Here is a 24408-nt window from a genome sequence, read left to right as displayed (position 1 = left end):
CCCGGCGGTTTTTTTTGTATTTTTATGCTAGAAATTTTGAATTTATTATTTTTGTACTTGAAACAACATAAATGAAGAAATATTTAAAGCTGCTCCGTGTAGAGCAATGGGTGAAAAACCTTTTTGTATTTGTCCCTCTTTTCTTTTCAGGTAATATTACCAACATTGATCTGCTTACCAAAAGCATTTTCGCATTTGTTATATTTTCGCTTGCGGCAAGTGTTGTGTATATCCTGAATGACTACAATGATATCGAAGCAGACAGAAAACATCCTGAAAAAAGGAGAAGACCCTTAGCTAGTGGAGCTATTTCAAAAGCAACAGCTATAGGAATTCTTATCGGTCTGGTCATTACAGACATTATTCTTGTATTTTTCACACAGCTCTACTTCCATGAGTTGCTTTGGAAGTTTGCCATCATCATAGGTTTCTATGTGGTGATGAATCTGGCATATACATTTAGACTGAAACATGTTCCTATCATTGATATTTTTATTATCGCTATAGGATTTGTACTGCGTGTATTGGCTGGAGGTTATATTACAGGAATCAGTATTTCACAATGGGCTATTCTTTTAACGTTTGTATTGGCACTTGTACTGGCAATTGGAAAAAGAAGAGGAGAATTGATCAACGCACAGGTTTCAGGAAAAACAAGAAAAGCATTGGATGGGTATAATGTTCAGTTTGCAGACATTGCATTATCCATTTCTATTACACTGGCTATTGTGTGCTACTTAATGTTTACCCTGTCACCGGAAGTTCAGGAAAGATTCCATGAAAGAGTTTTTTATACGGTAATCTTTGTGGTTTTTGCCTTATTAAGATACCTTCAGCAGACCTTGGTTTACAACAGAACGGAATCTCCTACAAAAATTGTGTACCGGGATCGCTATATACAAGTTACCCTGGTACTCTGGGTAGCTGCATTTTTAATTCAAATTTATTTTAAGAAATGAAGCCGAATTTCACACAGAAAGTTACAAACTGGGGGAATTTCCCGGTAGTGGAGAAAGAAATGAGATCAGAGGACAGTTTCAAAAAAATAAAAGAATTTGTACTCAATCACAACGAGATTATTGCCAGAGGAAACGGAAGATGCTATGGAGATGCTTCGTTGGGAGAATCTATATTTTCAACAAAAAAATTAAATAAGTTTATCAATTTTGACCGTTTAAACGGAGTGATAGAATGTGAATCCGGAGTGCTGCTTTCAGATGTTCTGGAAATTGCTGTCCCACAGGGATATTTTCTGTATGTTACCCCGGGGACAAAATTTGTATCAGTAGGAGGTGCTATAGCTTCCGATGTTCATGGAAAAAACCACCATGCAGAAGGATGTTTCTCAGAATATGTGATTGAATTTAAACTCATGACTGAGAGCGGGGAAATTATTACCTGTTCCAGAGAAGAAAATTCAGAGAAGTTCTGGGCTACCATTGGTGGAATGGGACTTACAGGGATTATTCTTACGGCAAAATTTAAGCTTAAAAATATAGAATCCGCATACATTCGTCAGGAAAGTATCAAAGCAGATAATCTGGATGAAATCTTTAAACTGTTTGATGAAAGTGAAAACTGGACTTACACCGTTGCATGGATCGATTGCCTTCAGAAAGGAAAAAATATTGGAAGAAGTATTCTGATGAGAGGTGAGCATGCCTTTCAACATGAGCTTCCCCAGAAGTTTTCGAAAACTCCTTTAAGATTAAAGAAAAAATTACAGCCTACAGTTCCTTTTTATTTTCCGGGATTTGTGCTGAATGCCCTTACGGTAAAAATTTTCAACTGGCTATACTATAAAAAACAGTCTAAGAAAGAAGTTAAAAACTTTATTGATTACGAAACATTTTTCTATCCTTTGGATGCTATTAATGACTGGAACAAAATCTACGGAAAATCCGGTTTTATACAATATCAGATGGTGATTCCTAAAGAAGCGGGAAAAGAAGGGATGAAAAGAATCCTTGAGACGATTGCGAAGAGCGGAAACGGATCATTCCTGGCAGTTTTAAAACTTTTTGGAAAACATAATCCGGAGGCTTACAACTCATTTCCGGTGGAAGGGTATACACTGGCTTTGGATTTTAAAGTCAATTCAAAACTGAAAAAATTGGTAGACCAGCTTGATGCAATTGTTCAGGAGTTCGGAGGAAGAATTTATCTTACCAAAGACAGTATGAGCAGATCATCACTTACCAATTATCTGAAAAATATTCAAAATCCTAAATTTGTGTCTTTACAGCACAAAAGAATCATAAACAACAACTCATAATGATAGTTTTGGGAAGCACATCTGAAGTGGCACAGGCTTTTGTGGAAAAAGCACTTCAGGAAGGAGAAAAGTTTGAAAAAATCTATCTTTTTACCTCAAATAAAGAAACTACAGAACGGTTCGCAAGGCATATTGATGTGAAATTTCTGCAGCAGGCGGAAGTCATTGAACTGGATCTGACCAAAGAAATTGATTACAACAGATTTGATAATATCAATTCAAATGTATTATTTTGTGCCGTAGGATATTTGGGAGAAGGAACGGAAGAAGGACTGTATGATAACAGAAATACGGAACGTATCATAGATATTAATTATTCAAAACTGGTTCCTGTAATGAACTATTTTGCTCATAAATTTGAAAGCAGAAGATCCGGAACGATCATTGGGCTTTCATCAGTAGCAGGAGACAGGGGAAGACAGAGTAATTTTATCTATGGAAGTGCAAAAGCAGCATTTACAGCCTATCTGAGTGGTTTGAGAAATTATCTTTTTGATAAAAAAGTACACGTTCTTACGATAAAACCTGGGTTTATGGCAACTAAAATGACTGAAGGTCTGCCCTTAAATCCGAAACTGACAGCAACACCGAAACAAGCGGCTGCCTGTATTTATAAAGCCTTTAAAAAGGAGAAAAACGTGGCATATGTTTTGCCGGTTTGGAGTATTATTATGATGATTATCAGAAATATACCTGAATTTATATTCAAAAAATTAAAGCTTTAAAGAGAAAATGAAAAAATTGTATTGTTTTGATTTTGACGGAACTTTGACCTATAAGGATACTATGTTTATGTATCTTAAATTCTACGATTCTACAAGATACCGGATACAATTTTTAAGACATGTACCCCTCTTTATCCTGTTGAAATTAAAGCTTGCCGAAACGGAAAAAGTGAAAAAAAGTTTTATCGGATCTATTTTAAAAGGACAGACTCAGGAAAAGATTGAAATGAAGTCTAAACAGTTTTTTGAACTTCACTATCCTAAAATTGTGAGGGAAAATGCATTAGACTTTATAAAAAATATCGATAGGAATAATACACAAAGTTTATTGGTAACCGCTTCCTTAGATATTTGGGTAAAGCCTTTCGCTGAGGAACTTAAAATGGAGCTTGTTTCTACGCGGGCAGAGTTTAAGAACGGAATTTTTACAGGAAATTTTGTAGGAAAAAACTGCAATGGGAAAGAAAAACTGGTAAGAATTAAAGAAGAAATAAACAATTCTAAGTACGATAAAATTATTGCATTTGGGGATACCTCAGGAGATCGGCCAATGTTGAAATGGGCAAATGAGGGACATTACCAATTTTTTCACTAATTTTGGGAGATAAAATTGTAAAAAATGAAAAGCCTGTTAATTGCATGTGCAGTAATCTTTATGAGCTGTGCAAGCACTTCATCTCAGAAGTCTTCTGCTGTGCAGGGAAATACTGAACTCCTTGTTTCTGAATCTCAGGGAGGAACTGATAAACCTGGTTTTAAGATAATCAATGACGAAAAAGAGTTTCGTAATATTATTCAGGGAAGTTTTGGTATCGCAGATCTGGGAAAAGAATCTTATATCAAATATCCTCAGTTTCCGAAAAATAAGAAAGTCGTTTTATACAATTTGGGAACCTTCAGATCAGGAAGCCACAAAATTGAAGAAGTCAAAGGAGTAACTGTGAAAAATCAGATTCTCTATGTAGAAGTTCCGGCCGGAGAACCTTCTGGTGGAATGGAAATTCAGGTGATCTCCAACCCATGGTTTATTTTCACTGTTCCCACAGATTACAAGTTTACCTCCGTAGAATTAAAATATTCAAAATAATAATGGATAAAGTATATTTAGATAATGCCGCAACCACTCCGCTTGCAGAAGAAGTTATAGATGCAATGGTGGGCACTATGAAGATGAATTTCGGAAACCCGTCTTCAACGCACAGCTTTGGACAGGAAGCAAAAATCCTTATTGAAAATGTAAGAAGACAGGTTGCAGACTATCTTCATGTAACTCCTGCTGAAATCATTTTTACTTCTTGTGGAACCGAATCCAACAATATGATCATCAAATCCTCGGTAGAACACCTTGGAGTAGAAAGAATCATCAGCTCTCCCCTGGAACATAAATGTGTTTCTGAAAGTATTTTGGACATGAAAAGCAGAAAAGGAGTAGAAGTAAACTACATTCGTCCGAATGAAAAAGGAGATATTGACCTTACGAAATTAGAAGAGCTGTTAAAAGCTTCAGATAAAAAAACGTTGGTAAGCTTAATGCACGCCAACAACGAAATCGGAAATATCATCAATCTTAAACAAGTTGCCCAGCTATGTAAAGAGCATAATGCACTTTTCCACTCGGATACTGTACAGACTATGGCTCATATGAATCTTGATTTTTCTGAGATTCCTGTAGACTTTGCTTCCTGCAGTGCCCATAAGTTTCACGGGCCAAAAGGAGCGGGATTTGCATTTATCAGAAAAGCAACAGGTTTAAAAGGAATCATTACCGGAGGGCCTCAGGAAAGAAGCCTTAGAGCCGGAACCGAAAATGTGAGTGGTATCGTAGGATTGGGTAAAGCACTAGAGCTTTCTCTGAACCATATGGATGAATATACCAACCATATGCAGGATATTAAAAATTACGCAATCGAAAGACTTTCTGCCGAAATCGAAGGAATTAAATTCAATGGAAGAAGTGCTGAAAAAGAAAACAGTCTTTATACAGTTTTAAGTGCGTTATTGCCATACAAAAATCCATTGATAGGACTTCAGCTTGATATGAAAGGAATTGCGATTTCTCAGGGAAGTGCATGCTCATCAGGAGCTTCAAAACCTTCAATGGTGATGATGATGGTGCTTTCTGAAGACGAAATGGATCATTGTACGCCATTGAGAATTTCTTTCAGTCATATGACGACTAAAGCGGATATTGATACATTAGTGAATGCTTTGAAAGAAATTTCAAGTGACTATACTATAGAAAAAACTAATGTTGAGCATAGATAGTCTTGTGCGCTAAATATCGTAATTTTGAACATCCGATAAAGGATTAAAAGAAAATAATATTAATTAAAATAAAAGAAACAAAAATGGCTTTAGAAATTACAGACAGCTCATTTCAGGATACGGTTTTAAAATCAGACAAACCGGTATTAGTAGACTTCTGGGCAGTATGGTGCGGACCTTGCAGAACTTTAGGACCAATCATCGAAGAAGTTGCATCAGATTTTGAAGGAAAAGCAATCGTTGGGAAAGTAGATGTTGATAACAATCAGGAGATTTCTATGCAGTATGGTATCAGAAATATCCCTACAGTTCTTATTTTTAAGAACGGAGAAGTAGTAGATAAATTAGTAGGTGTAGCTCCAAAAGAGGTAATCGCTGAAAAATTAAGCGCTCACTTATAAAAAAATAAGTTTGATAATGAATGCCTTCCAGTATTGGAAGGCATTTTTTCTAAAATAATTTGCAGATAACAAAAAAAGGTGTAATTTTGCAACCACGAAAAAGAAACGACGTTCTTTAAAAAAATGATCCGGTAGTTCAGCTGGTTAGAATGCCGCCCTGTCACGGCGGAGGTCGCGGGTTCGAGTCCCGTCCGGATCGCATAAGTTTTTCTCAATTTACTTTAAAAAAATTGATCCGGTAGTTCAGCTGGTTAGAATGCCGCCCTGTCACGGCGGAGGTCGCGGGTTCGAGTCCCGTCCGGATCGCATAAGTTTTTCTCAATTTACTTTAAAAAAATTGATCCGGTAGTTCAGCTGGTTAGAATGCCGCCCTGTCACGGCGGAGGTCGCGGGTTCGAGTCCCGTCCGGATCGCATAAGTTTTTCTCAATTTACTTTAAAAAAATTGATCCGGTAGTTCAGCTGGTTAGAATGCCGCCCTGTCACGGCGGAGGTCGCGGGTTCGAGTCCCGTCCGGATCGCAACTACCATATGAAAGTAGTATAAAATACTGTAAAACGTATGTTTTACAGTATTTTTTTTGTTTTTATATGGGGCTCAAAAAAGTGGGAAATTGATCAGGTACAAAACGTTGGAAGGGAAATAGTATCCGTATATCGCGGTTGGTTTGCAAACCTTTTTAATGTTTTTATTTTTGGAAATTTGTTTCAAAATGTTAATTTATATTTTAAATAAAAATTAACTTGTAGTACTAAAAATATTAATAATAATTGTTACCTTCGCCCAATAATAAAAGCCACTGAGTGTTGAATTAATGAAAATGGTATTTTAGGTTTATTTGTATATGGGGGACATTTTTAAAATCAGGGAGTTAAGGTATATACCCAGATGGTCGGTTTTTTTTATCGACATCTCAGTCATTTTCTTTTCTGTTTTAATTTCATATTTGTTCTTAAAAAGTCTGAAGGTAAAACTTAACTTTATTGAGTATCAAAATGAAAAAATATTTTCAGTAATTATTGTTAATATTCTGTTTATACTCCTGTTCAAAACATACGCGGGAATTATAAGGCACTCTACTTTTTTTGATTTTTGTAAAATTTTATGGTCTTCGGGTTGTGCTCTTATTACATTACTGGGACTTAATTTTATATCCGGACTGGCATTGGGTAAGCCTGTTTTTTTATATCCGGTTCTGTTTTTATTTTTCTTGATTTCTATTTTTCTGATGTTCTTTTTCAGAATGATAACTAAACAGATTTTTTCAATATTTATTCCTAAAGATGTTTCGTCCAAAGAAAGGGTTGCTGTTGTAGGGATAGGAGGTGCTTCTGTTTCATTAGCGAATGCTATTATTCATAATCCCGATCATCCATACCAGCTGGCAGGATTTATTAGTGCGAGGTCAGATTCTAAGAAAGCAATGCTGCTAGGTCATAAGATTTATAATAAAAAGCAGTTTCTTAAAAGCGATAATCTGAGAGAACAGTTTGATGCGGTTTTGATCAAAGATATGATGACAAAGCGGGAAATGGAAGAATGGACAGCCCTAGCATTGGATAATGGGTTGAAAGTGTTAAAAGCGCCTGTAGCCAGTATAATAAAGGAAGATGATGTTGTAAGAGGTATTCGCCCGCTTAAGATTGAAGATTTACTCAATCGTCCGGCCATTAAAATAGAAGGGGAAGAGGTAAGAAGTTTCCATGTTAATAAAACTATTTTAGTAACCGGAGGAGCCGGGTCTATAGGAAGCGAAATTGTAAGGCAGGTTTCTCAATTGAATTCTTCGCTTATTGTGGTAGTTGATCAGGCGGAATCTCCTTTATATGAATTGCAGCTTGAATTGTTGGAGAGATTCCCGAACCAAAAATTCAAATTTGTACTGGCGGATATTTCAAACTATTCCAGAATCGAAAAACTATTTGATGATCATCAGTTTTCAATAGTTTATCATGCTGCAGCATACAAACACGTACCTTTAATAGAAGATAATCCTCATGAAGCTATTTTTGTGAACATTGGAGGAACTAAAAACTTAGCTCTTTTATCAAAAAGATATAACGTTAATCGTTTTGTAATGGTATCTACAGATAAAGCGGTAAACCCAACTAACGTAATGGGAGCTTCTAAAAGGGCTGCTGAACTTTTTGTACAGTCATTGCAAAATTCTCCTGAGAACACAACAAAATTTATTACCACACGTTTTGGAAATGTACTAGGGTCTAATGGTTCTGTAATACCACATTTCAAAAAACAAATTGAAAAAGGAGGTCCGGTTACGATTACTCATCCTGATATTATTCGTTATTTTATGACTATTCCGGAAGCCTGCGAACTGGTACTTCAGGCAGGCACAATGGGAGAAGGCGGTGAGATTTATGTTTTTGATATGGGTAAACCTGTTAAAATCCTGGATTTGGCAGAAAGAATGATCAAATTATCAGGGTATACCCCGGGTGTTGATATTAAAATTGATTTTATAGGCTTAAGACCTGGTGAAAAGTTATACGAAGAGCTTTTAACTGATAATTCCACAACTATTCCTACCCATCATGAGAAAATTATGATATCCAGGGATCCATTAATGGAATTTGAAGATATAGATACTTTGTGTCAGCAGATTATTCTGTCAGCAATGAATAAAGACAGTTTACAAATCGTTAAAATATTAAAAATCATTGTACCGGAATTTATAAGCAATAATTCGGAATTTGAAGTTCTGGATAAAATATCTGAGCGTGAGATATATGAGTAAAGTATATGAATGAAATTAATGAAAAAAATAGTGAAAAATAATAATTTTCGTTATTTTTTTTTCAAACGGAATGAAAATTGCTAGAAAAAGAATTGATCTAAATATAGGTGTTAAAATACACTTCACATCAATAAAAACTAATATCATAGAATCTTAAATAAAATTGAAGTTAACTCAAGTAGACTTAGAACAAAAACATATGAATAAAACTATTATTGCATATATATTACTGTTGTCGGTTACTTTACTATCATGTAGACCGAAGCAAAATATGGTATATATATCGAAACATAATATGGAAGAGGAAGTTGCAAAAGCAAAGTTCCAGGGCTTACATATTCAGGAAGGGGATGTACTTTTAATTCTTGTTTCTGCACTGGATGAAATTGCTGTGAAACCTTTTAACCTTAATACTGCAAACAAGGTAGGAGGGGATAATAGTAGGGGAATTAACCAATATGTAGAACCAAGTCAATATATTGTAAATGAAGAAGGTTATATCTCTTTTCCGGTTTTAGGAAATGTATATACTAAAGGAATGACGCAGGTGCAGTTGAAAGAAGACCTGGAGGCTCGACTTAAGAGGTATCTTACAGATCCTATGGTGAGCATTACTTTGAAAAATTTCAATGTGAGTATCTTAGGTGAAGTAAAAGATCCGGGGCAGAAAGAAAGTGTTTCTCAAAAGATTAACATCTTTCAGGCACTAGGTCTTGCAGGTGATATGACAGATTTTGGAGACCGTACCAATGTAAAGCTTATCCGTACAGGAGACGATGGTACTGATCAGATTGTTAATGTTGACCTTACCAGATCTGATATTGTAAGCTCTCCGTACTATTATATGAAACAAAATGACATATTATATGTACAGCCGGACAAAAACAAACAGGTTCAGGCCAACTCGAATCCAAACAGAGCGCTGACATTCCAGATCATTGGTGCATTATTAACGGCGGGTACGCTTATTATTGCTTTAACACGAAGATAAAATATGCAGAAGATAGAATTTCAGGAAAGTGAAGAGTCTTTGAATTTAAGAAAGATCATTGGAAAGTATTTAGGCAAATGGCCTTGGTTTATAGCATCTGTCTTATTATTTATTATTGCAACTTTGGTATATCTTCGGTACGCTATACCTCAGTATCAGTCTACTACAACTCTAAAATTTGATAAAAAACAATCGGATTTAACCGGGGCTTTGATTGATCTTGACAACCTTGGGCTTGGTTTGGGAAATGCAGATGAGCTTAAAAGTGAGGTTGCTGTAGTAAGTTCCAGGCCTATCCTGATGAATGTTGTTGAAAACCTTAATCTCAACGTACAGTATTATAATTCTGGTGAAATCAGGGATTCTGAATTATTCACAAAAGTACCTATTGAAGCTAAAATTATATCTTATAAAACTGATGTCAAGAAATTTGTTTCATCAGAATATCTTGTGAAAGAAGTCAATGGAAATGATTTTGTTTTAGAGGATAAAGATAAGAAAACAGTAAAAGGTAGTTTCAATAAAAATCTGGTTCTTAATTTCGGAACTGTAGTTCTTCAAAAAGTTCCGGGACATATTTTTAAAGATAAGTATAAAATTGTCTTCTGGAATCCTATAGAAAAGGTAAAATCTTTGGAAAAAAAGATACTGGTTGAACTTCCTGACCAGAAAGCAATGCTGATGGATATTAGTATTGTAGGTACCGTACCTGAAAAATCAGAAGCAATTCTTAACGAAATAACGAAACAGTATAATCTGGACGGGCTTAAAGATAAAAATTTACAGGCACAGAACACTCAGGAGTTTATTGATAAAAGATTGGAGGTGATCTCGCGTGATCTTTCAGGAGTTGAAAATCAAAAAGAGGATTTCCAAAACCGTAATCGTATTGTAGACATAGAAGCGCAGGCACAAATGGCTCTTCAAAATACGAATGAGAACACTAAAGCATTGCTTCAGCAACAGACACAGCTGGATCTTCTTAACTCTCTTCAATCTGAAGCTTCAAAGGGAGCTAATCAGCTGATGCCTTCTAATTTAGGCCTAAATCCTTCTTTGGAACAAGCTATCTCACAATATAATACTCTTGTTATCACTAGAAACAAGACTTTAAAGCAGGCAACCAATGAAAACCCTGCGGTAATAGAAATGAATAAGGAAATTTCTTCATTGAAAGAAATTGTAAGAGATAATATAAACCAGCAAAAGGCAACCATTCAGGCATCTATTGCTCAGTTAAACAGCCAGATTTCTGCTAATACAGGAATGATAGAAAAAGTTCCGGGACAGTCGAAGGTTTATAGAGGCATTGAACGTCAGCAGAATCTTAAAGAACAGCTTTTCCTTTTCTTATTACAAAAAAGAGAAGAAAACGCAATCAATCTTTCAGTCAATGTACCAAAAGCTAAGATTGTAAACCCTGCTTATACGATTGATGCACCTGTGTCTCCTAAGAAGAATATTATTCTTTTGGCTGCGGTTTTATTAGGATTGCTTGTACCTGCGGGAATATTTTATCTTTTCTTTATGTGGGACGATAAAATCTATAACCGTACCGATATTTCTGAAAGTTCATCACTTGGGGTATTGGCAGATATTCCTGCTCTTAAAGATGCTGAGAATCATCTTGTACAGAGAAACGATTTCTCAGAATTAGCCGAAGCATTCAGAATATTGGTTTCTAATCTGAAATTTATACTTCCTAAAAAAGATTCAGCGAAAGTTATATTGGTAACTTCTTCAATTAAAGGGGAAGGTAAAACCCTTGTTTCAGTGAATCTTGCTTTGACGTTAGGAAATAAAAACGGAAGATCATTGCTTATTGGTTCCGATGTCAGAAATCCACAGATACAAAGATATGATGATGAGCATGTTAAGAATGCTGGTCTTACGGAATATTTATATGATGAAACGACTAATATAGCAGATCTTATACATACATCAGATACCAATCCGGAATGTGATGTAATTTATGCAGGATCTATCCCTCCAAATCCTCAGGAGCTTCTTTCCAACGGTCGTTATCAGAAACTTATCAGTGAGATGTCGTCACGTTATGCATATATTGTGATCGATTCGGCTCCTCTGATGCTGGTTTCAGATACATTGAGTATCTCCGATACAGCTGATGCTTCTTTATATGTAGTAAGATCGGGAGTATCAAGAAAGATATTAATAGAATTTGCAAATAAACTGGTTAAAGAATCAAAAATATCAAACGTTTCTTTCGTGATCAATGATGTTGCTAAAAATGTCGGAGGTTATGGCTACAACTATGGCTACGGTTATGGATATACCGTGGATAAAAAGAAAAGTTGGTGGCAGAAACTTTTGAAAAAATAAATACCAAAAATTAATAAACATAAAAGTAAGCAGATCATAGAATATGAGTATACAGAATAAAATCGGGATAATAGGATTGGGATATGTAGGGCTGCCTTTAGCTCGTCTATTTGCTACCAAATATGCTGTAGTGGGATTTGATATTAATCAGAGCAGAATCGCAGAATTAAAAGAAGGAAAAGATTCTACACTTGAAGTTGAAGATGATGTCCTTCAAACGGTTTTGGTAACAGAAAATCCTTTTACGGGATCTTCAAAAGGATTGTTTTGTTCTTCAGATCTTGAGGATATTAAAGATGCTAATATATACATCGTTACAGTTCCTACACCGGTAGACAAACATAGCCGTCCAGATTTAACGCCATTATATAAAGCTTCGGAAACTGTTGGAAAGGTTTTGAAAAAAAATGATATTGTCATTTATGAATCTACGGTATATCCGGGAGTGACGGAGGAAGAATGTATCCCTGTGTTGGAAAAAGTTTCAGGATTGAAATTTAACGAAGATTTTTTTGCAGGATATTCTCCTGAAAGAATCAACCCAGGTGATAAAGAACGTACCGTAGAGAAGATTTTAAAGGTAACTTCAGGTTCTACACCGGAAATCGGGAAAAGAGTAGACGAATTATATAAATCTGTTATTTCAGCAGGAACACATTTGGCACCTACCATCAAAGTCGCTGAAGCATCAAAAGTAATCGAAAATTCACAACGTGATATTAATATTGCTTTTGTAAATGAGCTTGCAAAGATATTTAATCTTTTGGATATCGATACACATGCAGTTTTAGAAGCAGCAGGAACCAAATGGAATTTCCTGAAATTCAAGCCCGGATTGGTGGGAGGACATTGCATAGGGGTGGATCCTTTCTATCTTGCACAGAAAGCGCAGGATGTAGGATATTATTCTGAGCTGATCCTTACAGCAAGAAGACTGAATGATTCTATGGGGCAGTTTGTAGCTTCCGAGGTTGTAAAAACGATGATTAAGAAAAGAATCAATATTACGGATGCTAAAGTCCTGAATCTTGGGATTACCTTTAAGGAAAACTGTCCGGATGTAAGAAATACGAAAGCAGCAGATGTTATCACTGCACTGGAAGATTATTCTATCGGGGTGACAACGTACGATCCATGGGCAAACCCAGAAGAAGTGAAACATGAGTATGGTATAAAATCTACAAATTCTCTGGAAGATGTGAAAGAGAAATTTGATGCAGTTGTTCTCACAGTTTCTCATGATGAATTCCTTAATATCGATCTTTCCCGTTATCTGAAAGAAGATGGAGTTATATATGATGTTAAAGGAATTTTAGAGAAATACGATAATCGTTTATAAAAAATTAGAAAATGAAAATAGCAGTAGTAGGAACAGGATATGTAGGTTTGTCTAATGCCGTATTATTGGCCCAAAATAATGAAGTTGTAGCTTTAGATATTGTTCAGGAAAGAGTAAAATTACTTAATTCTAAAAAATCTCCTATTGAGGATGAAGAGATCAGCGCTTTTCTAAGTACGAAACCGCTTAATTTCAAAGCTACTTTAGATAAAAAAGAGGCTTATGATAAAGCTGAATATATTATTGTTGCCACTCCAACAGATTATGACCCTACTACTAACTATTTCGACACAAGCAGTGTTGAAAATGTAATAAAGGAAATTGCAGAATATAATTCTGAAGCTGTAATTATTATTAAATCTACAGTTCCTGTGGGATATACTGCAGAGTTAAAAAGCAGACTGAATGTAAATAACATTGTGTTTTCTCCTGAATTTTTGAGAGAAGGCAAAGCTTTATATGATAATTTATATCCTTCCCGAATTATTGTAGGGGAACAGAGTGAGCGAGCAAAAATTTTTGCAGAATTACTGAAAGAAGGTGCCATAAAAAAGGATATTCCAGTTTTATTTACAAATCCTACCGAAGCAGAGGCAATTAAATTGTTTTCAAATACCTACCTAGCATTGCGTGTCGCTTATTTCAACGAATTAGACAGTTATGCGCAGATTCATGAGCTGGATACCCGCCAGATTGTAGAAGGTGTTGGTCTTGATCCAAGAATTGGTTCACATTATAATAATCCGTCTTTTGGATACGGAGGATATTGTTTGCCTAAAGACACCAAACAGCTCTTGGCAAATTATAACGCTGTTCCCAATAATATTATTCAGGCAATTGTAGATGCAAACAGGACCCGTAAAGATTTTATAGCAGACTCTGTATTAGCCAAAAAACCCAAAAAGGTAGGTGTTTACCGTCTGATCATGAAAGCAGGCTCCGACAATTTCCGAGCATCTGCCATACAGGGAGTAATGAAAAGGATTAAAGCTAAGGGAGTGGAAGTGGAAGTATTTGAACCGGCACTTAATGACGAGTCCTTTTTCGGTTCCAAAGTGGTAAAAGATTTAGAACTTTTCAAGAAAGAATGCGATGTAATTATTTCTAATCGTAAAGCATCGGAACTTGCTGATGTACTGGAAAAAGTATACACAAGGGATCTATTTGGTAATGATTAAAAATATAACTGCATTAAAACTAATTTAATGATTAAGACAAAACATCTAATTATATTTGGAACTCGTCCAGAAGCTATAAAGATGGCTCCCTTAGTAAAGGAATTTTTAAAATGTGACGATTTTGAAACAAAAGTCTGTGTGACTGCTCAACATAGAGAAATGTTGGATCAAGTACTTGATTTTTTTGAAATAAAGCCTGATTATGATTTAAACTTAATGAAGCCTAATCAAAATCTATACACTCTTACAGCCGATATTATCACAGGACTTCGTCCTATTCTGGAGGAGTTTAAACCTGATTTTGTGTATGTTCACGGAGATACAACAACTACAATGGCTGCAAGTATAGCGTCTTTTTATGCTGGAGCTAAAGTTTGCCATGTAGAAGCAGGATTAAGAACACATAATAAAAGATCACCATTTCCGGAAGAAATAAATCGTCAGGTTGCCGGACGTATATCAGACTATCATTTCGCACCAACTGAACAATCGAAACAAAATTTATTAAATGAGAATATAAAAAATGAAAATATTCTCGTAACAGGTAATACAGTTATCGATGCTTTATTAGATAGTACTGAAAGAGTCAATACAATATCCAATAATGAAATCGATTATTTGAAAAATATCGTTGATCCCTCAAAGAGACTCATATTGGTAACTGGTCATCGACGTGAAAATCACGGAGAAGGATTTATAAATATTTGTGAAGCACTTAAGGAAATCGCAATTGAGAATTCAGATGTACAAGTGATATATCCTGTTCATTTAAATCCAAATGTAAAAGAGCCTGTTTATAAAATTTTATCAGGGATTGATAATATTCATTTAATATCTCCTCTTGCTTATCCTGCATTTGTCTGGCTTATGAATAAGTCTTATATGATCATTACGGACTCAGGAGGGGTTCAAGAGGAAGCTCCAAGTTTGGGTAAACCCGTTTTAGTAATGAGGGATACAACTGAGCGTCCGGAAGCGGTAGATGCCGGAACAGTTATTTTGGTAGGAACTGATAAAAATAAAATTGTTTCAGAAACACAAAGTTTACTCGATAATGTTGAACGCTATCAATCAATGAGTGAGCTTCATAACCCATATGGAGATGGGAAGGCGTGCAAAAGAATCGTAGACTTTATATCATCCAAATAAATTAAAAGGTGAATATAAAATCATTATATAAGAAAGCTTTAGGAACGGGAAACCAACAAAAGATAATAAAGGGAGTATTTTGGTCTTTTTTAGGAACTCTTATATCTAAAGGATTTGTTTTTATAGCGCTTTTTTTAGTTGCAAGAATATTAACAGTAGACGAATATGGGAAGTTGGGATTATTGCAATCGTACATTAATACATTTACTACATTCAGTCTTGCAAGTTTTGGTGTAACTGCTACAAAATATCTTGCTTTGTATGCAGAGAGCGATAAGAAAAAGGCCAGTGAAATTTATTCTTTAACAAGATTGTCGGTATTCTTTTTAGCAGTAACGATACTAGTTCTTTCATTGGTGTTTAATAAACAGGTAGGTGAGTATATAGTGGGAAATCAAAATATGTCTAAGGAAGTATTACTTTGTGCCTTTGCTATTTTTTTCTCATCTCTTAACGGATTGCAAACTGGTGCTCTTGCTGGTCTTGAAAATTTTAAAAGCATATCATTTGTTAATATGGTAAATGGTATTCTTTCTTTACCACTGATATTATTTTCTGCTTATAAATTTGGAATTTATGGTGTGGTTGTTTCACTTGTAATAATTAATTTTTCTATTTGGCTATGTTCAGCAGTATTATTACAAAGAGAATTAAACTTAAAAAAAATAAAGTTCACAATCAAAGGGCAGAAGAAACATTTAGAAACAGTATATAATTTCACTTTACCATCTTTTATAAGCAGTATGATGCTAAGCCCGGTGGTACTGATTTGTAATTCTATGTTGATAAAAAATCATGTACATGGATACTATCAACTAGGAATTTATAATGCTACTTTTAATTTTTCTCAGGTAGGTACTCTATTACTTGGAGTAATTGGACAAGTTACTTACCCACTTACAATGAAGAATTTTGGTAAAAATAACAAAAGGTTTGACTTCTTTAATATTAACCAATCCTATGTAATTGGAGTTGTACTTTTTCTGCCAATTTTAGTTTTGCCAGATTTGTTTTCTCAATTGTATGGAGGTAAATATCAGAATAGTGATATGTATTTAACATTACTATTTGTTTCTTTATCAACGATCATTATAGCACAAAGACAGGGTATTGCCAGAAACTTTGCAGCAGGAAATTTTATGTGGTTCAGCGTTTTTTCTAATATGACCTGGGCTGTAACTACAATAATCGTATGTAATTTTTTAATAAGTTATGGAGCAATAGGAAGAGCTGTAGGATTTTTAATAGGGTACTTTGTCAATACAGTTATTTTTATTCCTTTTTACTTGAAAAAAGAGCTTATCAGTAAAAAGCTAATTCTTTCTAAGGAACATTTTGTTTTGATAATTATTATTTCATTAGGTTGTTTATCTTTTATCTGTGTAGATAATATTGTTTTAAGAATTATAATCACTGTTCTTTTATTAACAGCAAGTCTCTTTACTTTTTATAAATGGTATAAAGTATATATAAAATGATAGGTAAAATTTTATTTCATATAAAGAATTTTATAGATGGAAAAATACACACTTATAGAATTCAACAAGTGCTAAGCAGCAGTAATATAAGTAAAAAATGTAAAATTTCCACGGGTTTTAAATTTACGAATATTAAAAATGTACATATAGAAGATTATGTATATATGGGGCGTGATTCATTTTTATCAAGTTTTGGAAAAATTACAATAAAAAGGGGTACTATCATAGGCCCTAGAGTAGTAATTTATACAGCAAATCATAATTATATTAATGATATTAAGGCTATACCTTACGATAAAGAATTACTTATAAAGGATGTTATGATTGAAGAAAATGTATGGATCGGTGATAGCGTGATTATTGTGCCTGGAGTTACTATTGGAGAAGGTTCAGTTATTGCTGCAGGAAGTGTGGTTGTTAAAGATGTTCCAAAGTTTTCTATTATGGGAGGAAATCCCGCAAAACTAATAAAAGAGAGATCTAATATAAGCGATTATTTAAAGAATAAGGAATTAGATAATATTTATTTAAAACAAAAAAATGGAAACTAATATAGTTATAAGAGGTGGTTATGGTTTTGGCAATTTTGGTGATGATGCCTTAATGTATACTATTGTAAAGGAATTAAATGAGGTTTCCAATGATATTGTAATGCTTTGCCAGTCTGCTTCTTATATTAATAATGTCTTGCCTGGTATTAAAGTTGTGGACTATCATAAACTTAAAGAACCTGTAAATACAAAGCTATTAGTGTATGGAGGGGGAACACAATTTTATCATTTTAAAAAAAATACTTTCAGCAAAGGATTAAAAGATAAGATATTTAATATTAACCATATCAAAAACTATATTAATAAAAGAATATTAAAAAGAAGCTTTATTGAAAACAAATTCCAAATCAGCAATTATGCTTCACATATTGCATTGGTTGGTGTAGGTGTAGGACCATTTGATATAGAAAATTCAACCATAGAGAGAAAAACCGGTGAATTATTTGCTAAAGCAGAATTTGTAGGAGTAAGAGATGAATTTGCATTAAAAAAATCAAGAGATTGGGGGGTTAAAAAACCAATTCTTTCACCTGATATTTGTTATTCTTTTAAGAGTCATTTTTTAGATTCATATACAAACGAAGCTAAGGGAATAAAGAAGATAGGAGTTATTGTAAGAGACTGGGATTATGCAAATGGAGGAGGAGAATACTATGAGAAATTACAGCAAGCCACAGAAACGCTCATAAAAGACGGATACGAGATAAAGTACATACTTTTTGATGCGAAATCTGATTCATATTGGTATAGCAAAAAAGATAAATTGGATATGATCATTTGGAACCCTGAAAAGGATAAATTTGATTCTTTTTTGGAAGAAATTTCAGAATGTGATTTATTTATTACGGCTCGTTTTCACGGAGCTATCTTTGCTTCATTATTACATACTCCATTTATAACAATTGAAGTTGAACAGAAATTAAAGTTTATTTCAGAAACCTATAATGAAAGTTCATATTGTTGGGGAAATCCATTCGATGTAGAAGATTTGTATTCCAAGATTTCTTTACTCAATGAAAACTATGAACAACGAAAAACATATTTAACGCAGAAGATGCTTACATTTAAAACATTATCTGATCAAATGTTTTTAAAATTAAAAGAATATTATAATCAATTACAATAATATCAGATGAAAATACATATTTTTTATTTAGCAGTAATGGATCGTTTGGGTAAGCAGATTACGGTTGGAGGTATTCAGAATTATTTAATAGGTCTAGGTACAGCTTTAAAAAATGCAGGATATGAGGTGGTAATCTACCAGGGGGCAGATGAAAACTTTGTGTCAAAATATAAAGGGATAAATATTATAGGTAAGAAAAATAATCCGAAGGAATCATTAAAAAAACAAACGAAAGATGTTTTTAGCCAGGTTAAAGATAATATTTCGGTTAATGATATAATTGTTTTTGGTACAGATAAGATCGCGTTTAAGTTAAAAGGATATTCAAAAACAATTTCTATTCAACATGGGATTTCATTTGATTATATTTCATATAATGCCTTTCCTACATTCTTTAAAAAGAATATAGTAGGTATCTTCTATAAACTCTTACAATGTTACAAAAATGCAAAAGACTTTCTTATATGTAAAAACGTTGTATGTGTAGATTATAATTTTACAAACTGGATAAGAACAATTTTGCCTCGAAATTATTCAGAAAATACGGTAGTAATACCTAATTATGCCACCACTTCTCAGGAAATCAGCATCAATCAGATTTCTGGTGATAAAATTAAAATTCTTTTTGCAAGAAGGTTTGAGATGATGAGAGGTGTACATATTTTGATAGATATAGTAAAAAGTATCACGGCAAAATATGATAATGTAGAATTTACAATATGTGGAGAAGGACCATTAAAAAATGAATTAATAAAAGAAATCGGTTCTTTCTCAAATGTCACAATTACTAAATATGGTATTGGGGAATCTGAGCGGTTCAATCTGCAACACCATATTACTTTAGTGCCAACTTATGGCAGTGAAGGAACTTCCTTTTCATTATTAGAAGGAATGGCTGCGGGGGCTGTACCTATTGTTTCAAATGTTGGGGGAATGACCAATATTATTCTAGATGATTATAATGGATATATTATGAATCCTGATAGCAAAGATTTTATTGAGAAAATAAGTTTTTTGATTGAAAATCCTGATATTTTGAAAAGAATTTCAGAAAAAGCAAAAGAAACAGTAGAGTATTCTTTCAATGAACAAAAATGGGAAATAAGTTGGATCAATTTTATTAATAAAGTCCATAATGCAAATTAAAAAAAAGTTTTATAATTTTTATGTAATCTTTTGTTTAGCTGGTTTTTTAATATCTAGCTTCTTACCTTCTATTTTGAAAATACAGGGGCAGGGTATTAATATAATCTATCGTGTACTTGTCCTGTCTTTTAGCCTTATAATTATCATTAGCAATATATTTTCCAAAAAATTTAATTTTAAAACTTTTAGCTTTTACAAACTGTTTATAATCTTTTGGGTAATTTACTCTTTATTCCTATTAAAAGATATTTATATTGAGCCCATAAGACTTACTTCTAATAAGTCTTACTCAGAATATGTTCAGTTTGCATTTGGAGTTGTGTTAATACCTTGTTTCGCTTTTATGGTATTAGACTTTAAGAAATTAAACTTTAAGAGAATACTCAACATAATTTATTATACTATATATGCTTTACTCTTTACATCATTATTATCAAGAAATAACAGTAATATTACTGGAAGAGACGTTGGAGATCTTGAAATAGGAGTCCTTGTATATGGACAATATGGTACTATGTTAGCATTATTGTCGATTTATAAGCTAGCAAATGAGAAAAAGGGTGTTTTCTCTATTCTTTATATAGCTGGTATAATTTTAGGGGCGCTAATTATTTTCGTATCGGCAAGTAGAAGTCCATTTATAGCTTTGATTTTGTCAACAATTTTTTTCTTTGTTATTAAAAAAGGAACGAAAGGAGTTTTTTATTTAAGTATACCTGCTGTTTTGATTTCTGTTTTCTTTTTTCAAATTATGGAATTGTTTGGAAGTCTGTTTAAAAGTAATTTTTTAGATAGATTGGTTTCAACTTTTGAAAAGGATAATGAGCGTGAAAAATTATTTAAGGTCGCTTTAAGAGAGTTTATGGATAATCCTTTTTTTGGAAAGAATTTTTTAATACAAACAAAACCATACATAGGCTCTTATCCACATAACCTTTTTGTCGAAGCTTTTATGGCAACAGGTTTTTTTATCGGAATGATACTTGTAATACTATTTATCAAAACTCTTTTTATAAAGGGTAAGTATGTTATACAAAATGATCATTCAACAGGTTGGATTCCGATGATTTTTTGTCAGTTTTTTATTTTCAGTATGTTTTCAAATAATATTTATTCCAACAATTTGCTGTGGTATTTATTGATTTTAACAATTATTACTTTTAGATATGAAAAATATTTTAATGCTCATCGTGCTTCTATGCTTAGCGCCTAGTTGGTTTAATGGACAAGATTTTTATGTATATACGCAAAATAAAAGGTATAATGTACAATGTAAAAATTGTATAAAAAACTATTATTTTTTTGGACAACATTACATTGATAATAATAAAAAAAATATCATTGATCTTAATACCTTAACTCAGGGTATCAATAATATTATACCTAATAAACAAAGTACCGATTTAATCGTACTGGATATTGAAAATAAGATTTACCAGGATGTCAAACAGAAAAGCAGATTTGATGTTAATTACCCTTCAAATATAAAGAAGCTGGTAGATATGGTAAATCTTGTTAAAAAAATCAGACCTAATGCAAAAGTTGTATTATATGGCGTTCCGTTTAACTTCAACTATGATTTTCAAAAGAAATTTAATGATTTTGAAAAACTAAAGCCGTTACTAAACAGTGTAGACTATCTTGCTCCTTCATTATATCTAATGTATTCTAATTTTGAAAGGGGTGATAATTATTTTAAAGACTATATCACAAATAATTTAGATCTGAACTTTCAAATGGCAGAAAAAGTTCAAAAGCCTGTGTTACCATTTATCTGGTATAAAATTCACCCTTATAATAAAATTTCAGGCGGTAGTGTAGTTAGCGAGAATTTATATGATACTTATTTAAAACTGATAAAAGATTATAGCTATAAAGGAAAGAAAGTAAGTGGTATTATTTATTGGGAACCCTCGAAAGAAACAATTAATATCAGTGAGAAACTAAATAGTACATTAAAAATTTTAGATAAATGATACTTCACATTACAAACGATTATTCAGGATCCGCAGTTTATAAAAATTTAGTGAGGGAACTGGATAATAACGGGGTAGAGCAAATTGTATATAATCCGTTTCGGGAAGCTTCCAGACTAGGAAAAAATAAAATAAATTTTAAAAGTAGCCGTTCTCAAATTATCTACAGTCATATTTTATCAAAATATGCAGATCGGGTTTTGTACCAGAAAAAAATAAAAAAAATAGTACAAGACATTGAAGCAAAAATAGATCTCAAGTCCGTGAGTTTTATCCATGCTCACACGTGGTATAGCGATGGCGGGGTGGCCTATGAACTTCATAAAAAATATAATATCCCATACATAGTGGCAGTGCGCAATACGGATCTTAATGTATTTTTGAAATATTTTCTGCACGAAAGAGGCTACGGTAAAAAAATACTTCAGAATGCAGATAAGATCATAACGATTTCGGCAGTCTATAAAAAAAGAATACTGGAAGATCCGCGTCTCTCTAATATCATGAATAATGTACAGCAAAAAGTAATGGTGATCCCCAACGGTGTAGACCCTTACTGGATAGAATCAAGGATTGTAAAGAGGAAAATTGTTGAGAGTGAAAAAAGCATTCAGTTGCTTTATATAGGGAAATTTAATAAGGGAAAAAATGTTTTTAACCTTATTAATGCTGTTAAAAATCATAATCACAAAATTCCGGATGGGATAAAATTAACACTGATTGGAGGAGGAGGAAATGATGAGAAAAGAATCCTGGATTCTATTAAAAACGATCATTCCTTTGAGTTTGTAGGAAAAGTAGACAGTCTGCCTGTTTTAAAATCCTACTACGAGCGAAGCGACTTCTTTACAATGCCTTCCAAAGCTGAAACCTTTGGCTTGGTTTATATAGAAGCGCTTCTGCAGGGCTTACCAGTGATGTACACGCAAAATGAAGGGATCGACGGGTTTTATGATGATTCTATCGGGGAAAAAGTAGAAGACACTTCTGTTTCTGCGATCGAACGAGGGCTTGAACGTTTAATCCAAAAACGAGATCATTATAGTTTTGATATTGAACAATTGTTAGAAAATCATGACTGGAAGAAAATAGCTGAAGTATATCAACAATTATATACAGAAAAAAAATAATGAATATATTATACATCCACCAATATTTCGTAACTCCCCAGGAACCAGGAGGAACCAGGTCGTATTGGCTGGCACAAGAACTTATTAAAAACGGGCATAAAGTTACCATGCTCACCTCATCATCCAAATTTTCAGAGGATATTAAAGTTGTGAAAATTGATGGTATTGAAGTCGTTTATATAAAAGAAGACTACGACCAGAATATGAGTGTTTCCAGAAGGTTAAAGGCTTTCCTGAAATTTATGTACAAATCGTCTGTGGTAGGATTGAAACAAAAAGATATCGATTTGGTGATTGCTACATCTACTCCTCTTACAATAGGTATTCCGGCACTTATATTAAAGTGGTTTAAAAATAAACCTTTTGTTTTTGAAGTAAGGGATCTCTGGCCGGAAGTGCCAATACAGATGGGAGCGATAAAAAACAGTTGGACAATAAAAACGATTCGTCTGCTGGAAAAAACGATTTATAAAAACGCTTCCCGTGTCATTGCACTTTCTCCTGGTATGCAGGATGGAGTCGTAAAATATATTCCAAAAGAAAAAACATCAATGATTCCTAATATGGCTAAAATGGACGAATTCTGGCCTAGGGGAAAAAATGATCAACTGATGGAAAAGCTCGGTTTAAAAAAAGATTCCTTTAAAATTATTCATTTTGGGTCTCTGGGGTTAGCAAATGGAGCTCAGACAATTATTGAATCCGCCAAATTATTAAGCAACAGAGAAGATATAGAATTTTTGTTTGTAGGAGGAGGTTCTACTGAAAAAGCTTTGATAGACGAAGTGGAAAAAAACAATCTTAACAATGTGAAATTTCTCGGAAAGTTTCCTATGACTGACGTATCTGAGATTGTCAATTTTTCGGATGTTTCTATGATTTCCTTTTTAGATATCCCGATTTTATATACCAACTCTCCAAACAAACTTTTTGATTCTTTGTCCGCAGGAAAACCGATTATTGTAAACTCTGCCGGATGGACGAAAGATATAGCCGAAAAATACCAATGCGGATATTATGTAAACCCAAATCGTCCGGAAGAACTTGTACAAAAAGTACTCTATCTGAAAGACAATCCTGAATTGGTAAAGGAAATGGGACAAAATGCAAGAAAATTAGCTGAAACAGTTTATGACAAATCCATTTTGTCTAAAAAATTTGTTGAAGTTATTGAGCAAAATTTATGATCAGGAGAAAGAGTAGATCCTATATACAGAAAATATCTCTGAAATAAGTATTTAAAAATAATAAGAATGTTGATTTGTGTGTGTTTATAATCGACTTTCTTAAATGTTCTAAGTAAAATCTTTAAAAAAAGATATTCAGAGCAGTTATATCTGAAATTTTTATATTTGAAAACGTGTATTTTACAAACAGCTTTAAAAGAAAAGGAATAGGTTCCTTTGGAAAAATTAAAAAAAGCTATATATTTGCACCAGTTAAAAACAAGCACTCTTAGATTGTTTATGAAAGTGATTTATTTGATTACTTACTAAATAAGAGAGTATCTTAAAGCAGATGGATAGGACTTTCCTGAAAGTCAGAAGTTCAGTCCGGATTGTAAAAGTTTTGTCAATTTAT

The 24408-nt window shown here is 33.4% G+C and carries 21 protein-coding genes and 4 tRNA genes; all 25 read left to right on the top strand.

Features of this window, described 5'->3' with window-relative positions; translation table 11 throughout:
- Positions 1–71: 71 nt before the first annotated feature.
- The 25 genes from ACLMCG_RS07400 to ACLMCG_RS07280 all read left to right on the top strand — a co-directional run bounded on the left by ACLMCG_RS07400 (position 72) and on the right by ACLMCG_RS07280 (position 24014).
- Complete coding sequence (locus ACLMCG_RS07400) at positions 72–959, top strand: decaprenyl-phosphate phosphoribosyltransferase (protein ID WP_309432609.1); 888 nt, start codon at positions 72–74, stop codon at positions 957–959.
- The gene (locus ACLMCG_RS07395; protein ID WP_413959355.1) at positions 956–2275 is read left to right on the top strand and encodes an FAD-binding protein; all 1320 of its coding nucleotides are present in this window, start codon (positions 956–958) and stop codon (positions 2273–2275) included. The genes ACLMCG_RS07400 and ACLMCG_RS07395 overlap by 4 nt, the downstream gene beginning before the upstream one ends.
- Positions 2275–3000, top strand: a complete 726-nt coding sequence (locus tag ACLMCG_RS07390; protein WP_142719026.1) for an SDR family NAD(P)-dependent oxidoreductase — start codon at positions 2275–2277, stop codon at positions 2998–3000. The genes ACLMCG_RS07395 and ACLMCG_RS07390 overlap by 1 nt, the downstream gene beginning before the upstream one ends.
- Before the next feature lie 7 nt (positions 3001–3007).
- The gene (locus tag ACLMCG_RS07385) at positions 3008–3595 is read left to right on the top strand and encodes an HAD family hydrolase (protein WP_223601727.1); all 588 of its coding nucleotides are present in this window, start codon (positions 3008–3010) and stop codon (positions 3593–3595) included.
- Positions 3596–3619: 24 nt separating this feature from the next.
- Positions 3620–4087 (top strand): hypothetical protein, encoded by a 468-nt coding sequence (locus ACLMCG_RS07380; protein WP_413959354.1) that lies wholly within the window; start codon positions 3620–3622, stop codon positions 4085–4087.
- Between the two features lie 2 nt (positions 4088–4089).
- On the top strand, positions 4090–5265 hold the full coding sequence (locus ACLMCG_RS07375; RefSeq protein WP_223601725.1) for a cysteine desulfurase family protein: 1176 nt from the start codon (positions 4090–4092) through the stop codon (positions 5263–5265).
- 83 nt (positions 5266–5348) lie between these two features.
- On the top strand, positions 5349–5666 hold the full coding sequence (gene trxA, locus ACLMCG_RS07370; protein WP_047380983.1) for a thioredoxin: 318 nt from the start codon (positions 5349–5351) through the stop codon (positions 5664–5666).
- 125 nt (positions 5667–5791) lie between these two features.
- Positions 5792–5865, top strand: a tRNA-Asp gene (locus ACLMCG_RS07365).
- Between the two features lie 33 nt (positions 5866–5898).
- Positions 5899–5972 (top strand) — tRNA-Asp (locus ACLMCG_RS07360).
- A gap of 33 nt (positions 5973–6005) precedes the next feature.
- Positions 6006–6079: transfer RNA gene (locus tag ACLMCG_RS07355), tRNA-Asp, on the top strand.
- Between the two features lie 33 nt (positions 6080–6112).
- Positions 6113–6186 (top strand) — tRNA-Asp (locus ACLMCG_RS07350).
- A 323-nt stretch (positions 6187–6509) separates the two neighbouring features.
- Complete coding sequence (locus ACLMCG_RS07345) at positions 6510–8420, top strand: polysaccharide biosynthesis protein (RefSeq protein WP_413959353.1); 1911 nt, start codon at positions 6510–6512, stop codon at positions 8418–8420.
- A 271-nt stretch (positions 8421–8691) separates the two neighbouring features.
- A complete protein-coding gene (locus ACLMCG_RS07340) occupies positions 8692–9411 on the top strand; it encodes a polysaccharide biosynthesis/export family protein (protein ID WP_413959352.1) in 720 nt (239 codons plus the stop codon).
- 3 nt (positions 9412–9414) lie between these two features.
- Positions 9415–11754, top strand: a complete 2340-nt coding sequence (locus ACLMCG_RS07335; protein ID WP_413959351.1) for a GumC family protein — start codon at positions 9415–9417, stop codon at positions 11752–11754.
- A gap of 43 nt (positions 11755–11797) precedes the next feature.
- Positions 11798–13093, top strand: coding sequence for a nucleotide sugar dehydrogenase (locus ACLMCG_RS07330; protein WP_413959350.1), 1296 nt, complete (start codon positions 11798–11800; stop codon positions 13091–13093).
- 11 nt (positions 13094–13104) lie between these two features.
- A complete protein-coding gene (locus tag ACLMCG_RS07325) occupies positions 13105–14271 on the top strand; it encodes a nucleotide sugar dehydrogenase (protein WP_413959349.1) in 1167 nt (388 codons plus the stop codon).
- Positions 14272–14298: 27 nt separating this feature from the next.
- Complete coding sequence (gene wecB, locus ACLMCG_RS07320; RefSeq protein WP_413959348.1) at positions 14299–15420, top strand: non-hydrolyzing UDP-N-acetylglucosamine 2-epimerase; 1122 nt, start codon at positions 14299–14301, stop codon at positions 15418–15420.
- 8 nt (positions 15421–15428) lie between these two features.
- The gene (locus ACLMCG_RS07315; RefSeq protein WP_413959347.1) at positions 15429–16898 is read left to right on the top strand and encodes an oligosaccharide flippase family protein; all 1470 of its coding nucleotides are present in this window, start codon (positions 15429–15431) and stop codon (positions 16896–16898) included.
- A complete protein-coding gene (locus ACLMCG_RS07310) occupies positions 16895–17449 on the top strand; it encodes an acyltransferase (protein WP_413959346.1) in 555 nt (184 codons plus the stop codon). The genes ACLMCG_RS07315 and ACLMCG_RS07310 overlap by 4 nt, the downstream gene beginning before the upstream one ends.
- Positions 17439–18575: a polysaccharide pyruvyl transferase family protein gene (locus tag ACLMCG_RS07305; RefSeq protein WP_413959345.1), complete on the top strand. Its 1137-nt coding sequence runs from the start codon at positions 17439–17441 to the stop codon at positions 18573–18575. The genes ACLMCG_RS07310 and ACLMCG_RS07305 overlap by 11 nt, the downstream gene beginning before the upstream one ends.
- A 6-nt stretch (positions 18576–18581) precedes the next feature.
- Complete coding sequence (locus ACLMCG_RS07300) at positions 18582–19721, top strand: glycosyltransferase family 4 protein (protein WP_413959344.1); 1140 nt, start codon at positions 18582–18584, stop codon at positions 19719–19721.
- Entirely contained in the window at positions 19711–20934 is a 1224-nt protein-coding gene (locus ACLMCG_RS07295; RefSeq protein WP_413959343.1) for an O-antigen ligase family protein, read from the top strand. The genes ACLMCG_RS07300 and ACLMCG_RS07295 overlap by 11 nt, the downstream gene beginning before the upstream one ends.
- Positions 20888–21697, top strand: coding sequence for a hypothetical protein (locus ACLMCG_RS07290; protein WP_413959342.1), 810 nt, complete (start codon positions 20888–20890; stop codon positions 21695–21697). The genes ACLMCG_RS07295 and ACLMCG_RS07290 overlap by 47 nt, the downstream gene beginning before the upstream one ends.
- Positions 21694–22827 carry a glycosyltransferase gene (locus ACLMCG_RS07285; RefSeq protein ID WP_413959341.1) on the top strand — a complete coding sequence of 378 codons (1134 nt, stop codon included), beginning with the start codon at positions 21694–21696 and terminating at the stop codon, positions 22825–22827. The genes ACLMCG_RS07290 and ACLMCG_RS07285 overlap by 4 nt, the downstream gene beginning before the upstream one ends.
- The gene (locus tag ACLMCG_RS07280) at positions 22827–24014 is read left to right on the top strand and encodes a glycosyltransferase family 4 protein (RefSeq protein ID WP_413959340.1); all 1188 of its coding nucleotides are present in this window, start codon (positions 22827–22829) and stop codon (positions 24012–24014) included. Before ACLMCG_RS07285 ends, ACLMCG_RS07280 begins: the two co-directional genes overlap by 1 nt.
- The last annotated feature ends 394 nt before the right edge of the window (positions 24015–24408 follow it).

This window comes from Chryseobacterium sp. S90 (assembly GCF_047444895.1).
Classification (GTDB): Bacteria; Bacteroidota; Bacteroidia; order Flavobacteriales; family Weeksellaceae; genus Chryseobacterium.
This window is presented reverse-complemented; position numbering and strand designations above follow the sequence as displayed.

What these genes read in the sequence shown, in the direction of transcription:
- ACLMCG_RS07280 (WP_413959340.1), top strand. Translation starts at nt 22,827, where the DNA reads ATGAATATATTATACATCCACCAATATTTCGTAACTCCCCAGGAACCA.
- ACLMCG_RS07375 (WP_223601725.1), top strand. Translation starts at nt 4,090, where the DNA reads ATGGATAAAGTATATTTAGATAATGCCGCAACCACTCCGCTTGCAGAA.
- ACLMCG_RS07285 (WP_413959341.1), top strand. Translation starts at nt 21,694, where the DNA reads ATGATACTTCACATTACAAACGATTATTCAGGATCCGCAGTTTATAAA.
- wecB (WP_413959348.1), top strand. Translation starts at nt 14,299, where the DNA reads ATGATTAAGACAAAACATCTAATTATATTTGGAACTCGTCCAGAAGCT.
- ACLMCG_RS07325 (WP_413959349.1), top strand. Translation starts at nt 13,105, where the DNA reads ATGAAAATAGCAGTAGTAGGAACAGGATATGTAGGTTTGTCTAATGCC.
- ACLMCG_RS07400 (WP_309432609.1), top strand. Translation starts at nt 72, where the DNA reads ATGAAGAAATATTTAAAGCTGCTCCGTGTAGAGCAATGGGTGAAAAAC.
- ACLMCG_RS07295 (WP_413959343.1), top strand. Translation starts at nt 19,711, where the DNA reads ATGCAAATTAAAAAAAAGTTTTATAATTTTTATGTAATCTTTTGTTTA.
- ACLMCG_RS07335 (WP_413959351.1), top strand. Translation starts at nt 9,415, where the DNA reads ATGCAGAAGATAGAATTTCAGGAAAGTGAAGAGTCTTTGAATTTAAGA.
- ACLMCG_RS07385 (WP_223601727.1), top strand. Translation starts at nt 3,008, where the DNA reads ATGAAAAAATTGTATTGTTTTGATTTTGACGGAACTTTGACCTATAAG.
- ACLMCG_RS07290 (WP_413959342.1), top strand. Translation starts at nt 20,888, where the DNA reads ATGAAAAATATTTTAATGCTCATCGTGCTTCTATGCTTAGCGCCTAGT.
- ACLMCG_RS07310 (WP_413959346.1), top strand. Translation starts at nt 16,895, where the DNA reads ATGATAGGTAAAATTTTATTTCATATAAAGAATTTTATAGATGGAAAA.
- ACLMCG_RS07300 (WP_413959344.1), top strand. Translation starts at nt 18,582, where the DNA reads ATGAAAATACATATTTTTTATTTAGCAGTAATGGATCGTTTGGGTAAG.
- trxA (WP_047380983.1), top strand. Translation starts at nt 5,349, where the DNA reads ATGGCTTTAGAAATTACAGACAGCTCATTTCAGGATACGGTTTTAAAA.
- ACLMCG_RS07345 (WP_413959353.1), top strand. Translation starts at nt 6,510, where the DNA reads ATGGGGGACATTTTTAAAATCAGGGAGTTAAGGTATATACCCAGATGG.
- ACLMCG_RS07340 (WP_413959352.1), top strand. Translation starts at nt 8,692, where the DNA reads ATGGTATATATATCGAAACATAATATGGAAGAGGAAGTTGCAAAAGCA.
- ACLMCG_RS07380 (WP_413959354.1), top strand. Translation starts at nt 3,620, where the DNA reads ATGAAAAGCCTGTTAATTGCATGTGCAGTAATCTTTATGAGCTGTGCA.
- ACLMCG_RS07390 (WP_142719026.1), top strand. Translation starts at nt 2,275, where the DNA reads ATGATAGTTTTGGGAAGCACATCTGAAGTGGCACAGGCTTTTGTGGAA.
- ACLMCG_RS07395 (WP_413959355.1), top strand. Translation starts at nt 956, where the DNA reads ATGAAGCCGAATTTCACACAGAAAGTTACAAACTGGGGGAATTTCCCG.
- ACLMCG_RS07305 (WP_413959345.1), top strand. Translation starts at nt 17,439, where the DNA reads ATGGAAACTAATATAGTTATAAGAGGTGGTTATGGTTTTGGCAATTTT.
- ACLMCG_RS07330 (WP_413959350.1), top strand. Translation starts at nt 11,798, where the DNA reads ATGAGTATACAGAATAAAATCGGGATAATAGGATTGGGATATGTAGGG.